This is a genomic window from Pseudoxanthomonas sp. JBR18 (genome assembly GCF_028198165.1).
GTDB lineage: Bacteria > Pseudomonadota > Gammaproteobacteria > Xanthomonadales > Xanthomonadaceae > Pseudoxanthomonas_A.
This window is the reverse complement of the sequence record NZ_CP116339.1, coordinates 4399039-4412084: the sequence shown is the minus strand read 5'-3', so window position 1 is coordinate 4412084 and position 13046 is coordinate 4399039. Positions and strand designations below refer to the sequence as shown.

The window sequence follows — 13046 nt, the reverse complement described above, 5'->3', positions numbered from 1 at the left end:
AGGCCGCGGTTTCCCGCGGCCTTTCGTGATACTGCATCTATCCCGGCGACGATCAGGCCAGGCCGGCCTGCTTCATCACTTCGGCGGCGTAGTCTTCCACCACCTTCTCGATGCCTTCGCCCACGGCCAGGCGCTTGAAGCCCACCACGTCGGCGCCGGCGGCCTTGAGGACCTGCTCGACGGTCTGGTTGGTGTCCAGCACGTACGGCTGGCCGTACAGGGTCACCTCGTTGACGATCTTGGCGATCTTGCCGCTGATGATCTTTTCCAGGATTTCGGCCGGCTTGGACTTGTCCTTCTCGGACATCTTGGCCATTTCGATTTCCTTTTCCTTGGCCACGAACTCGGCCGGCACGTCGGAGGCCTTGTTGTGCGGCGGGTTCATCGCGGCCACGTGCATGGCCAGGCCACGGGCCAGCTCGGCGTCGCCGCCGGCCAGCTCGACCAGCACGCCGATCTTGCCGCCGTGGACGTAGGCGGCCACGGTGTTGGCGCTGTCGATGGACACCATGCGACGGATCAGGATGTTCTCGCCCAGCTTGGCGATGGCCGCCGCGCGGGCTTCTTCGACCGTCTCGGCGCCCAACTTGGCGCTCTTGAGGGCGTCCACGTCGGTGGCGCCGGAGGCCAGGGCGGCCTGGGCGACGGCGTCGGTGAAGGCCACGAAGTTGCTGTCCTTGGCGACGAAGTCGGTCTCGGAGTTGATCTCGACCAGGACCGCCTTGCCGGCTTCCTGGGCCGAGGCGATGCGGCCTTCGGCGGCGACGCGGTCGGCCTTCTTGTCAGCCTTGGCCAGGCCGGACTTGCGCAGCCATTCGGCGGACGCGTCGATGTTGCCTTGGTTCTCGGTGAGTGCCTTCTTGCACTCCATCATGCCGGCGCCGGTGCGCTCGCGCAGTTCCTTGACCAGGGAAGCAGTGATTTCCACGGTGATGACCTCGATGTTTGCTTGAATTTTGATGAAGGGCGCGCAGCGCCGCTTCAAGCGACAGCGGCGGGACGTGATGCCCGCCGCTGGTGGCCGACACGCGAACATCGCGCGTCGGCGTTGCACGGCAATGACGCCTTAGGCGGCGGCTTCGTCGCTCTTGCGGCCGCGGCGGGCCGGCTTGGCGTCGGCGTTGCCTTCGCTGAACTCTTCCTCGCGCACGGTGGCCGAGTTCGGGGCAGCGGCCTTGCCTTCCAGCACGGCGTCGGCGGCGGCGCGGGCGTACAGCTGCACGGCGCGGATGGCGTCGTCGTTGCCGGGGATGGCGTAGTCGACCAGGGCCGGGTCGTAGTTCGAGTCGACCACCGCGACCACCGGGATGCCGAGCTTCTTGGCTTCCTTGATGGCGATGTCTTCGTGGCCGATGTCGATGACGAACAGGGCGTCGGGCAGGCGGTTCATGTCCTTGATGCCGCCCAGCGAGGCTTCCAGCTTGTCGCGCTCACGGCGCAGGCCCAGCACTTCGTGCTTGACCAGCTTCTCGAAGGTGCCGTCGGTCTCGGCCGCTTCCAGCTCCTTCAGGCGGGCGACGGACTTCTTCACCGTGGCGAAGTTGGTCAGCGTGCCGCCCAGCCAGCGCTGGGTCATGAACGGCATGTTGCAACGCTCGGCTTCTTCCTTGATGGCTTCACGGGCCGAACGCTTGGTGCCGATGAACAGCACGGTGCCGCGCTTCTGGGCGATGGCGCTGATGAAGTTCATCGCATCGACGAACAGCGGCAGGGTCTTTTCCAGATTGATGATGTGGATCTTGCCGCGGGCGCCGAAGATGTACGGGGCCATCTTCGGGTTCCAGTAACGGGTCTGGTGGCCGAAGTGCACGCCGGCTTCCAGCATCTGGCGCATGGTGATCTGGGACATTGCAAAACTCCAAGGCAGTGGAACCGGCCGCGCAGTGGGATGCGGCGCTATTGGTTCCGGGGTTGGGCCTCCCTGCGGCGTCCGTGGCCGAACCCCTCTGGCGAAGGGCACCCCGGCACGGGCTGTGGCAGCAGGTGTGTATTCGCCGGTGACGCCCGGCGTGGGCGGGACTGCACAGGCACCAGGGCCTTGCAGAGCCGGCGGATTATAGCCGCGCGGCGATGGCCGGCGCAATGGCGCCGGCCAGACGGGTCAGGCGAACAGGGGCGCGGAGGCCATCAGGATGACGAGCAGCAGCAGGCGGCGGGAAGCGGTCAGGCGCATAGCGGTGAAGTCCGGGGGCAGTGAGTGGCCGCGGCGGATGCGCCGGCCTTGGGATGTCTCATGCAGGGGTCGTGCCAACCGGCTTTCTTAACCCGCGTCTCCTGGGATTCGAGACGCACACCGCAATTTGGAGCCGTGATTGCTGCGACGCACCAGCGCGGGCGTCACTTTTGGCCGCGCCGTCGGCAGGCGCGTCAGTAGGTGATGGTCACGGTGATGGTGTCGCTGTACGGCCCTGGGGCGGCGGTTTGTCCAGCCGCCACGCGACCGAAGACGTTGATCGTCTGGGGCTGCCCGTGCCGGTCCCCTTGACTGTATCGATGTCTAGACTGGCGCCCCAGCGGCTGGCGCGTCGCTGCGACTGGAGCTGACGCGGGTCCGGGGATTGGGGGCCACGTGTTCACGGAGTTCACATTCGTGTTGCGATGCACAACGCGGTCGTTCAGCTGTTGGCGGAATCGGCGATAATGGGGGCCATGAGCATTCAACTGAAATCCGCCGCCGACCTGGAAAAGATGCGCGTCGCAGGCCGCCTGGCCGCCGAGGTGCTGCAGGTCGTCGCCCCCCACGTCAAGCCGGGCGTGACCACCGCCGAGCTGGACCGCATCTGCCATGACCACATCGTCAAGGTGCAGGATGCGATTCCCGCCAACGTGGGCTATCGGGGCTTCCCGGCTACGGTCTGCACGTCGGTCAACAACGTGATCTGCCACGGCATCCCCAGCGACGGCAAGGTCCTCAAGGACGGGGACATCGTCAACATCGACGTCACCGTCATCAAGGATGGCTGGCATGGCGACACCAGCCGCATGTACTACGTCGGCACCCCGTCGGTCATGGCCAAGCGCCTGGTGGAGACCACGCGTGAGGCGATGTTCCGTGGCATCCGTGCGGTCAAGCCGGGCGCGACGCTGGGCGATGTAGGCCATGCGATCCAGCAGTACGCCGAGTCCGAGCGTTTCAGCGTGGTGCGCGAGTACTGCGGCCACGGCATCGGCACGGTCTACCACGACGAGCCGCAGGTGCTGCATTACGGCCGTCCCGGCGATGGCGTGGTGCTCAAGCCAGGCATGACCTTCACCATCGAGCCGATGATCAACGAAGGCAGCCGCTATACGCGCACGCTGCCCGATGGCTGGACCGTGGTGACCAAGGACCGCAAGCTCTCGGCGCAGTGGGAGCACACCGTGGCGGTGACCGAGGACGGGGTGGAGATCCTGACCCGCCTGCCAGGCGACGATAACGACCTGTGACCGGCGCGGCCGCTGCTGGCGAGGCCTCGCTGCGGCCGTCGATGGGGCCTGACCCCGCGTTCGATGGCGAGTGGTCGCAGCAGGCGCGCGCGATCCTGGCCACGACCGATGAGCGGCTGGCCAAGCATTTCGACGATGTGGACCGGATCGACCGGGTGCTCGCGCTGCGAGCCCGCGCGGTTGATCATCTGTTGGGCGAAGCCTGGCATCGGTGCATTCCGCTCGATAGCGGTCTGTCGCTCTTTGCCGTCGGCGGCTATGGCCGCGGCGAGCTGTTCCCGCACTCGGACGTGGACGTGCTGGTGTTGGGCGAGCCGGAGGCACAGCAGCGCCATGAAGAAGCGCTGGCGCGCTGCCTGGCTCTGATCTGGGACGTCGGGCTGAAGGTCAGCCATGCGGTGCGCTCGCCCGCCCAATGCACCGAGGCGGCGGCGGATCAGACCGTCTTGACCGCGTTGATCGAGGCTCGTCCGCTGCAGGCCGACGCGGCCGCGCGCCGTGCGCTGGCCCAGGCGGTGGCGCCCGAGGTGGTCTGGCCGCCACGCGAATTCTTCGCCGCCAAGCGCGAGGAGATGGCGCAGCGGCATGCGCGTTTTGGCGATACCTCGGACAACCTGGAGCCGGACATCAAGGACGGTCCCGGTGGGTTGCGCGACCTGCACACCTTGGGCTGGATGGCGCTGCGCACCTTCGGGGTGAGCGAATTGGAGCCGCTGGTGGGCATGGACCAGCTTGGCCAGGACGAGGCCCAGGCGCTGGCTCGCGAGCGGCGCGTGCTGGGGCGGCTGCGCTATGGCCTGCATCTGGTCGCCGGCCGGCCCGAGGAGCGCCTGCGTTTCGACTACCAGAAGACCCTGGCCGCGCGCCTGGGCTATGTCGATGCGCCGGGCAGCCTGGCCGTGGAACAGATGATGCAGGGCTTCTATCGCAGCGCCTCGCTGGTGCGCCGGATCAGCGACCGGCTGCTGCAGCGCTTTGAGGAGCAGTTCGAGGGCCAGGCGCAGCCGCGCGCGCTGGATGCGGATTTCGAGCTGTGCCGGAACTACCTGGCCGCGCGCGATCCGCAATGGCCGCGCGACATCGGCGAGGTCTTTGCCCTGTTCGCCACCTGGGCCGCGCAGCCGCAGGTGCGCGGCCTGCACTCGCGCACCGCGCGCGCGCTGGCCGAGGCCTTGTATGCCTTGCCGTCCTACCCCGAAGGAACACCGGATCAGCGCGCCGCCTTCATGGGTCTGCTGCGCGGGCCGCGGGCGGTCGACAGCCTGGCGCGCATGGCCCGTCTGGGCGTGCTGGGGCAGTGGCTGCCGGCCTTCGCCCAGGTGTCCGGACGCATGCAGTTCGACCTGTTCCATGTCTACACGGTCGACCAGCACACGCTGATGGTGCTGCGCAACCTGGCGATCTTCTCCAGCGGGCGAGCCGACGAGCGCTTCTCGATCGCCCACGAGGTGTGGCCGCGCCTGCGCAAGCCCGAGCTGCTGCTGCTGGCCGGCTTGTTCCACGACATCGCCAAGGGGCGCGGGGGCGATCACTCCGAACTGGGAGCGGTGGACGCGGCCGCGTTCTGCCAGGCCCACGGGCTGAGCGCAGGGGACACCGGCCTGGTCACCTGGCTGGTGGAGCAGCACCTGCGCATGTCGGTGACCGCGCAGAAGCAGGACATCGCCGATCCGGAGGTGATCCACCGGTTTTCCACCCTGGTGGGCGACCGCGAACACCTGGACACGCTGTACCTGCTGACCTGCGCCGACATCGCCGGGACCAGCCCCAAGCTGTGGAATGCCTGGAAGGACCGGCTGCTGGCCGACCTGTACTTCGCCACCCGCCGGGTGCTGCGCGAAGGCCTGGAGCAGCCCATCGCGGTCAGCCAGCGCGTGTCCGAGGGCCGCGAGGCCACACGCGCGCTGATGCTGGCCCAGGGCCTGAGCGAATCGACCATCGATCGCCAGTTCGCCGAGATGCCGGCCGAGAGCTTCATGCGCTTCCGTCCCGAGCAACTGGCCTGGCAGGCCACCGCGTTGGTGGATGTGTTCGCCGGCCAGACCCTGGTCCGGGTGCGTCGCATCGACGAAGACGGCGCGGCGCTGGAGTTGTTCGTGCACTCGCCGGACAAGGATGGGCTGTTCGCCGCGATCCTGGCCGCGCTGGACCGGGCCGGCTACGGCGTGCACCAGGCGCGCGTGCTGGTCGGTCCGCACGGCACGGTCTTCGATACCTTCGAGATCCTGCCTTCGGACAGTTACGCCAGCGGCGATCCCGAGGCGGTGGCCGCCGCCGTGCGCCAGACCCTGACCAGGCCGTTGGACCAGGTGCGCATCTCGCAGCGCACCGTGCCGCGACAGCTGCGGCATTTCCGCTTCGCGCCGCGTTTCGAGTTCGGGCCGACGTTGGACGGCCGCCATACGCTGCTGGATCTGGTCGCCCCCGACCGGCCGGGTCTGCTGGCCCAGATCGCGCAGGTGCTGCGCGTGCATCGCCTGCGCGTGCATGACGCCCGCATCGCCACCTTTGGCGAGCGGGCCGAGGATGTCTTCCACCTCAGCGACGAGCATGATCGCGCGCTCGACCTGCCTGCCCGGGAGGCCTTGAGCGAGGCGTTGCGTGCCAGTCTCGAGTACGCAGCCTGAGCACCACGTGCCGGGCGATCTCCCTGTTTCCCTTCCCCACAAGGACCTGCGTTTTCCATGTCATCCAAAGTCGATATCGACGAACTCCGCCCACAGATCGAGGATGCGTTCGAGCGGCGCGCCGAGCTGACCCCCGACGAGATCAAGCACCGCGTGCGACCGGCCGTGTATGCGGCCATCGACGGGCTCGAGTCGGGCGAACTGCGCGTGGCCCAGCCTGGCCAGGACGGTGCCTGGCAGGTCAACCAGTGGCTGAAGAAGGCCGTGCTGCTGTATTTCCGCGTCAACGACATGCGCGTGATCGATGCCGAGCCGGCGCCGTTCTGGGACAAGGTCGAAGCCCGCTTCGCCGGCTACGATGCGGCGCAGTTCAAGGCCGGCGGCGTGCGCGTGGTGCCCGGTGCGGTGGCCCGTCGCGGCACCTATTTCGGCAGGGACGTGGTGCTGATGCCCAGCTTCACCAACATCGGCGCCTACGTGGGCGAGGGCACGATGGTCGATACCTGGGCCACGGTCGGCTCTTGCGCGCAGATCGGCAAGCATTGCCACCTGTCCGGCGGTGCCGGCATCGGCGGCGTGCTCGAGCCGCTGCAGGCCGGTCCGACGATCATCGAGGACCACTGCTTCATCGGCGCCCGTTCCGAGGTGGTCGAAGGCATGGTGGTCGGCCACCACAGCGTGATCGGCATGGGTGTGTTTTTGGGCCAGTCCACGCGCATCTACAACCGGGCCACCGGCGAGATCAGCTACGGCTACGTGCCCCCGGGCAGCGTGGTGGTGTCCGGCTCGCTGCCGTCCAAGGACGGTTCGCACTCGCTGTATTGCGCGGTGATCGTCAAGCAGGTCGACGAGAAGACCCGCAGCAAGACCAGCGTCAACGACCTGCTGCGCGGCCTGGCCGACTGACGCGGGACGAGATTGCGAGCGAAGCCAAGGGCCACGTGTGTGGCCCTTGGTGTTTGTGCGTTTCCAAGTGTTGCGAGTGGACAAGCCCTATGACCTTGGTCTGCTGCCGCAGCGGTCTAAATCGATTTAGACTCGGCATGACCATCCATGTCGGGAGCGGCACATGCGGGGCAGGGCATTGAAGACAGTGGCATTGGCCGTGGCGATCGCCACGGGCGCGATCGGAGCGCAGGCTGCGCAGCCTGCGGCCAAGGCGAGTTCGGGTAATCCGATCTTTCCGGGCTGGTATGCAGATCCGGAAGCCGCGGTGTTCGACAACACCTACTGGATCTATCCGACCAGCTCGCTGCCCTATGCGCAGCAGACCTACTTCGACGCGTTTTCCTCCAAGGATCTGGTGACCTGGACCAAGCACCCGGGCATCCTGAAGATCCAGGACATCCGTTGGGCCAAGCAGGCGCTGTGGGCACCGGCGGTGGTGGAGAACGGCGGCAAGTACTACTTCTTCTTCGCGGCCAACGACATCCAGAACGACCAACAGGTCGGTGGCATCGGCGTGGCCGTGGCCGACAAGCCCGATGGCCCGTATCGCGACCTGCTGGGCAAGCCGCTGGTCGGCAAGTTCCACAATGGCGCCCAGCCGATCGACCAGTTCGTGTTCAAGGACGACGACGGAACCTGGTACATGATCTACGGCGGCTGGAAGCACGCCAATATCGTCAGGCTCAAGGACGATTTCACCGGCGTGCTGCCGATGGCCGACGGTACGGTGTTCAAGGAGATCACGCCCGCACCGGAGTACGTCGAAGGCTCGCTGATGTTCAAGCGCAACGGCAAGTACTACTACCTGTGGTCCGAAGGCGGCTGGACCGGGCCGGATTATTCGGTGGCCTACGCGATCGGCGATTCGCCGACCGGGCCGTTCAAGCGCATCGGCAAGATCCTGCAGCAGGACCCGACCATCGGCACCGGTGCCGGCCACAATTCCATCTTCCGCGGGGACGACGACACCTGGTACATCGTCTACCATCGTCACCCGTTGGGCGACTCCGATGGCAACCATCGCCAGGTCGCCATCGACCGCATGGTCTTCGACGCGCAGGGCCACATCCTGCCGGTGAAGATGACCAACGAGGGCGTCGCGCCGCGTCCGCTGCGCTGATCGCGGCGTCCTCACAAGCCAACGCCTTGTGAGACACGCTGCCATGACCACGCTCTACGGACTGAAGAACTGCGACACCTGCAAGAAGGCCACCAAGTGGCTGGATCGTTTCGGTGTCGCCCATACCTTCGTGGATTATCGCGAGCACAAGCCCGCACCGGAGACGCTGGTGGCGTGGGCGGACAAGGCGGGCGGCTTCGGCGCACTGGTCAACAAGTCTTCCACCACCTGGCGTCAGTTGCCGGACAACCGCAAGACGCCCGGCAGCGAGGCGGAATGGAAGCTGCTGCTGCGCGAGCATCCGCAGCTGATCAAGCGCCCCGTGGTGGTCACCGAAGATGGCGTGGTGAGCCAGGGGTTTTCGGATAACGCCTTCAAGGCGCGCTTCGGGATCGGGTAGAGCGGAGCTTGCTCCGCTGTGGCTTTTGAGGAACTGACCGAAGCGCAGCGGAGCGGGCTCCGCTCTACAGTGGCTTTCTGGGGGTCTGACCGAAGAGCAGCTGAGCAAGCTCCGCTCCACAGATCACAAGGGCGGGGCTTGATCCCTGCCCACAATCCAACCGGGACCGCGACGGCGGGTCTAGACCGCCCTGTGCGTCGTATCCTTGACGGCCGCCCAGCCGATCCGTTCGCCATGCATGATGTCCTCGACCTGACCCTCGACCTGGTCTCGCGTGCCTCGGTCACCCCGGAGGATGCCGGCTGCCAGGCGCTGATCGCCGGTCGCCTGCAGGCCGCCGGGTTCGCGTGCGAGCACTTGCGCTTCGGCCAGGTCGACAACCTGTGGGCCACGCACGGCAGCGGCGCGCCGGTGCTGGTGTTGCTTGGTCATACCGACGTGGTGCCGTCCGGTCCGGTCGATGCATGGACCAGCGATCCCTTCAAACCGGAGGTGCGCGAGGGCAACCTCTATGGACGCGGCACCGCCGACATGAAAGGCAGCGTGGCCGCGTTCGTGGTGGCGGCCGAGCAGTACGTCGCCGCGCAGCCCAATCACAGCGGCACCCTCGCGGTGCTGCTCACCAGCGACGAGGAGGGCGATGCCATCGATGGCGTGCGCCACGTGGCCAACGTGTTCCGCGAACGCGGCCAGCGCATCGATTGGTGCATCACCGGTGAGCCTTCATCCACCGAAAAGCTCGGCGACCTGCTGCGCGTCGGCCGTCGCGGCAGCCTGACCGGCACGCTCACCGTGAAGGGCGTGCAGGGCCATGTCGCGTATCCGCACAAGGCGCGCAATCCGATCCACCAGGCCGCCGCCGCATTGGCCGAACTGACCTCCCGACACTGGGATGACGGCTACGAGAGTTTTCCGCCGACCAGCCTGCAGGTCTCCAACCTCCACGCCGGGACCGGTGCGAGCAACGTGATCCCGGGTGAGCTGCAGGTGCTGTTCAACCTGCGCTACAACCCGCACTGGGACGCGCCGAGGCTGGAAGCCGAGATCACCGCGCTGCTGGATCGCCAGGGCCTGGAATACGCACTCAAGTGGCATCGCAGCGGCGAGCCGTTCTACACCCCGGAAGGCACGCTGCGCAGCGTCGCGCGTGAGGTGCTGGGCCAATTCTCCGGCGCGCCGCCGGAGGAAAGCACCGGTGGCGGGACGTCCGATGCGCGTTTCATTGCGCCGTTGGGGGCGCAGTGCATCGAGGTTGGCCCGGTCAACGCGACCATCCACCAGATCGACGAGCACGTGCGCGTGGCCGACCTGGAACAGCTGCCGGCCCTGTACCGCGCGCTGATTCAACGGTTGCTCGCGTAACAGTTGCGCGCCCGCAAACGACCGGGTTAAGTTCGCCCCATGCCGTCCCGCCGCGCCAACGTCGTGAACAACAACAACCGCAATCCCCTGCGCGCGAATAATCGTGCGCGGCCGATGCGGGTCTGCGACTAGGCAAAGAACGGAACAGCCAAGGAACCAGAAAAGCCCGCATCGCAAGGTGCGGGTTTTTTTATGTTCGATCTTCGCCACTTACCCCACGTCACTGTCCTTGCAAGACATTTCCCCAGGAGTCTCACCATGTGTTCCATCTTCGGCATCTTCGGTCTCCAGCCCGGCGATGATCTTGGCGCGCTGCGCCGTCAATCGCTCGAATGTTCACAGCGCCAGCGTCACCGCGGGCCGGACTGGAGCGGCGTGTATGTCGACGATGGCGCGATCCTGGTGCACGAGCGCCTGGCCATCGTCGATCCCGCCGGTGGTTCGCAGCCGCTGTTGAGCGAGGACGGCGGGCTGGCCCTGGCCGTCAACGGGGAGATCTACAATCACGCTGAACTCAAGGCCGAGCTGACCCAGCCGTATGCGTTCCAGACCGGCTCGGACTGCGAGGTCATCAACGCGCTGTATCGCGAGGACGAGGTCGAGTCCCTCCTCAACCGCCTCAACGGGATCTTCGCCTTTGCGCTCTGGGACAAGGCCAAGGGCCGGGCGATCATCGCGCGCGACACCATCGGCGTGTGCCCGCTCTACTGGGGGCATGACAAGGACGGTCGTCTGCGGGTGGCTTCAGAGATGAAGTCGCTGTCCGAGCATTGCGCGGACGTCGCGCAGTTCCCGCCCGGCCATTGGTACGACACGGCCACCGGCGAGTTGAAGCAGTACTACAAGCGCCCGTGGCGCGACTACGACGCGGTCAAGGATGTCGACGTCACGCCGACCGAACTGCGCGAAGCCTTCGAACGTGCCGTGCATCGCCAGCTGATGACCGATGTGCCCTATGGCGTGCTCCTGTCCGGTGGCCTGGATTCGTCCCTGGTGGCCGCCGTGGCCGCGCGCTATGCGCGTCATCGCGTGGAGGATGGTGACAGGAGCGAAGCATGGTGGCCGCGGCTGCATTCGTTCGCCATCGGCCTGGCTGGTTCGCCGGACCTGGCCGCCGCGGCGATCGCGGCCGAGTCGCTCGGCACCGTGCACCATGGGTTCGAGTACACCTTCGAGGAAGGCCTGGACGCGCTGCCCGAGGTGATCCGCCATATCGAGACTTATGATGTGACCACGATCCGTGCCTCCACGCCGATGTTTCTGCTGGCGCGCCGGATCAAGGCCATGGGCGTGAAGATGGTGCTCAGCGGCGAGGGCAGCGACGAGATCTTCGGGGGCTACCTGTACTTCCACAAGGCGCCCAACGCGCGCGAGTTTCATGAGGAGCTGATCCGCAAGCTGGACGCGCTGTACAACTACGACTGCCTGCGCGCCAACAAGTCGATGATGGCCTGGGGCGTGGAGCCGCGCGTGCCGTTCCTGGACCGCGAATTCATGGACGTGGCCATGCGCATGGACGCCTCGCACAAGATGATCACGGTGGGTGCGGACGGGAAAAAGCGCATCGAGAAGGCCGTGCTGCGCGAAGCCTTTGCAGGCTATCTGCCCGATTCGATCCTGTGGCGGCAGAAGGAGCAGTTCAGCGACGGCGTCGGCTACGGCTGGATCGACGGCCTCAAGGCCCACGCCGAGGCCCAGGTGACCGACCGCGAGCTGGCGGCGGCCGACAAGCGATTCCCGGTCAACCCGCCGACGACCAAGGAAGGCTATTACTACCGCACCTTGTTCGAGCAGGCCTTTCCGTCGCCGGCCGCAGCCGAGACCGTGCCGGGCGGCAAGTCGATCGCCTGCTCGTCGCCGGCGGCGATTGCCTGGGATGCCAGCTTCGCCAATGCGGCAGACCCGTCGGGGCGCGCGATCGCAGGCGTGCACGCACAGGCGCTGGCGTAGTTCCCCGTCTGACATCTGAGACGAGAAGGCCCGCCTGTTGGCGGGCCTTCTCGTCCGCGGCCCGGGGTGGTCAGGATGAGGTGGCCGGGGCCGGTTCGTGCCGCACGCAATCTCCATAGCGTTGCGGATCAAGGTCCACGCCGGAGACGGTTGCCTGATTGTCGCCGCGCCAGAGGTTGGGCTTGAACCCGTCGCTGCGGCAGTTGGCCGCGTTGTCCACGCCGATGGTGTAGGTGTGGGGATTCCTATCGAAGCGGTTGGCCGCGAATACGTTGTCCTGGCTCATGCTGTTGTCCCAGCACTGGGTGCTGCCGTCGGCATTGCGGTAGCGGATCGCGCAGGTCAGGAAGACGCCGGCCAGGTGGTTGCCAGTGAAGGTGTTGCCCGAGAACTGGTTGCCGGTGGAGTTGGACAGGTAGATGCCCTGGCTGCCGTTGTCGATGAACCGGTTGTCACGGATCTGGCTGTCGGTAATGTGCTCGGCGGTCATCCCGGCGGCCACGTTGTCGTGGATCTCATTGTCCACCAGGAGGACCTGCGAGGTGCTGTTGAACGACACTCCGTCCCAGGCCGCGCCGGACACGTCGTTGTGATCGATCACCACGCCGCGGGTGTCCTGCTCGGTCAACAGGCAGGCGCTGCGGCAGTGGCTGGCGCTGAGCCGGCTCAGGCGGATGTCGCGCCCCTTGCGGACCACCACCGCGCTGTTGCTCAGATAGGGGCGCTCGGGCATGAATTCGTTGTCGGCCTGGCCACCGACCAGGCTCAGGTCTTCCACGGCGACATGCTGGATGACGCGCTCTGGCACCTGATGCAGATAGTCACCGATGACCAGTAGCGGCTGCTGTACGCCGTCGCGCATGCGCAGGACGGTCTGCTTTCCACTTCCGCGCAAGGTGAGCTTGTCGCGTTGGATCGACACCAGCCCTTTGAGCGGGAATTCACCCTTGTCCAGACACAGCGTGACGGCTTGGTCCGTCTCGGGGAGCGCATCGATCGCCTGTTGCAGGTCCTGGCCGGGCGCCACGCGCGCAGTGCAGGCGGCGGGCTCGGCGGCATGGGCCTGATGGGGAAGGGCGGCAACCGCTATGAGCGGCATCAACCGAGGAGTCGGAAGAAGGTCATCGGGACTGACAGGGAGACGGCGGAACCTGCATCCTCTCCGAATGCCGGTCGTGGCGGAATGGAAAATCCGTCGCGGCCGATGGCGATG

General features: G+C 66.6%; 10 protein-coding genes. 7 read left to right on the top strand and 3 right to left on the bottom strand.

The annotated features are described in order from the left end of the window. Nucleotides 1–52: 52 nt before the first annotated feature. The gene (gene tsf / locus PJ250_RS19750; RefSeq protein ID WP_271646330.1) at nt 53–928 is read right to left on the bottom strand and encodes a translation elongation factor Ts; all 876 of its coding nucleotides are present in this window, start codon (nt 926–928) and stop codon (nt 53–55) included. Between the two features lie 138 nt (nt 929–1066). Beyond that, complete coding sequence (gene rpsB, locus PJ250_RS19745) at nt 1067–1849, bottom strand: 30S ribosomal protein S2 (RefSeq protein WP_271646329.1); 783 nt, start codon at nt 1847–1849, stop codon at nt 1067–1069. Between the two features lie 800 nt (nt 1850–2649). Between rpsB and map the strand changes: the two genes are divergently transcribed. The 7 genes from map (at nt 2650) to asnB (ending at nt 11833) form a co-directional block, all read left to right on the top strand. Next, nucleotides 2650–3426, top strand: a complete 777-nt coding sequence (gene map / locus PJ250_RS19740) for a type I methionyl aminopeptidase (protein ID WP_271646328.1) — start codon at nt 2650–2652, stop codon at nt 3424–3426. A gap of 41 nt (nt 3427–3467) precedes the next feature. Then, the gene (glnD, locus tag PJ250_RS19735; protein WP_271646327.1) at nt 3468–6053 is read left to right on the top strand and encodes a [protein-PII] uridylyltransferase; all 2586 of its coding nucleotides are present in this window, start codon (nt 3468–3470) and stop codon (nt 6051–6053) included. Between the two features lie 57 nt (nt 6054–6110). Next, nucleotides 6111–6959, top strand: coding sequence for a 2,3,4,5-tetrahydropyridine-2,6-dicarboxylate N-succinyltransferase (dapD, locus tag PJ250_RS19730; protein ID WP_271646325.1), 849 nt, complete (start codon nt 6111–6113; stop codon nt 6957–6959). Between the two features lie 199 nt (nt 6960–7158). Beyond that, nucleotides 7159–8121: a glycoside hydrolase family 43 protein gene (locus tag PJ250_RS19725; RefSeq protein ID WP_271646324.1), complete on the top strand. Its 963-nt coding sequence runs from the start codon at nt 7159–7161 to the stop codon at nt 8119–8121. Between the two features lie 43 nt (nt 8122–8164). Further along, a complete protein-coding gene (locus tag PJ250_RS19720; protein WP_271646323.1) occupies nt 8165–8521 on the top strand; it encodes an arsenate reductase in 357 nt (118 codons plus the stop codon). A gap of 234 nt (nt 8522–8755) precedes the next feature. Further along, nucleotides 8756–9883, top strand: coding sequence for a succinyl-diaminopimelate desuccinylase (gene dapE, locus PJ250_RS19715; RefSeq protein WP_271646322.1), 1128 nt, complete (start codon nt 8756–8758; stop codon nt 9881–9883). Between the two features lie 258 nt (nt 9884–10141). Next, nucleotides 10142–11833 (top strand): asparagine synthase B, encoded by a 1692-nt coding sequence (asnB, locus tag PJ250_RS19710; protein ID WP_271646321.1) that lies wholly within the window; start codon nt 10142–10144, stop codon nt 11831–11833. Between the two features lie 70 nt (nt 11834–11903). Here the strand turns inward: asnB and PJ250_RS19705 are convergent, their stop codons facing one another. Next, nucleotides 11904–12932 carry a right-handed parallel beta-helix repeat-containing protein gene (locus PJ250_RS19705; RefSeq protein WP_271646320.1) on the bottom strand — a complete coding sequence of 343 codons (1029 nt, stop codon included), beginning with the start codon at nt 12930–12932 and terminating at the stop codon, nt 11904–11906. Nucleotides 12933–13046: the final 114 nt, after the last annotated feature.

Bases quoted from the DNA above. Each gene is read 5' to 3' on its own strand.
- PJ250_RS19720 (WP_271646323.1), top strand. From the start codon at position 8,165: ATGACCACGCTCTACGGACTGAAGAACTGCGACACCTGCAAGAAGGCC.
- PJ250_RS19705 (WP_271646320.1), bottom strand. From the start codon at position 12,932: ATGCCGCTCATAGCGGTTGCCGCCCTTCCCCATCAGGCCCATGCCGCC.
- map (WP_271646328.1), top strand. From the start codon at position 2,650: ATGAGCATTCAACTGAAATCCGCCGCCGACCTGGAAAAGATGCGCGTC.
- glnD (WP_271646327.1), top strand. From the start codon at position 3,468: ATGGGGCCTGACCCCGCGTTCGATGGCGAGTGGTCGCAGCAGGCGCGC.
- rpsB (WP_271646329.1), bottom strand. From the start codon at position 1,849: ATGTCCCAGATCACCATGCGCCAGATGCTGGAAGCCGGCGTGCACTTC.
- asnB (WP_271646321.1), top strand. From the start codon at position 10,142: ATGTGTTCCATCTTCGGCATCTTCGGTCTCCAGCCCGGCGATGATCTT.
- dapD (WP_271646325.1), top strand. From the start codon at position 6,111: ATGTCATCCAAAGTCGATATCGACGAACTCCGCCCACAGATCGAGGAT.
- dapE (WP_271646322.1), top strand. From the start codon at position 8,756: ATGCATGATGTCCTCGACCTGACCCTCGACCTGGTCTCGCGTGCCTCG.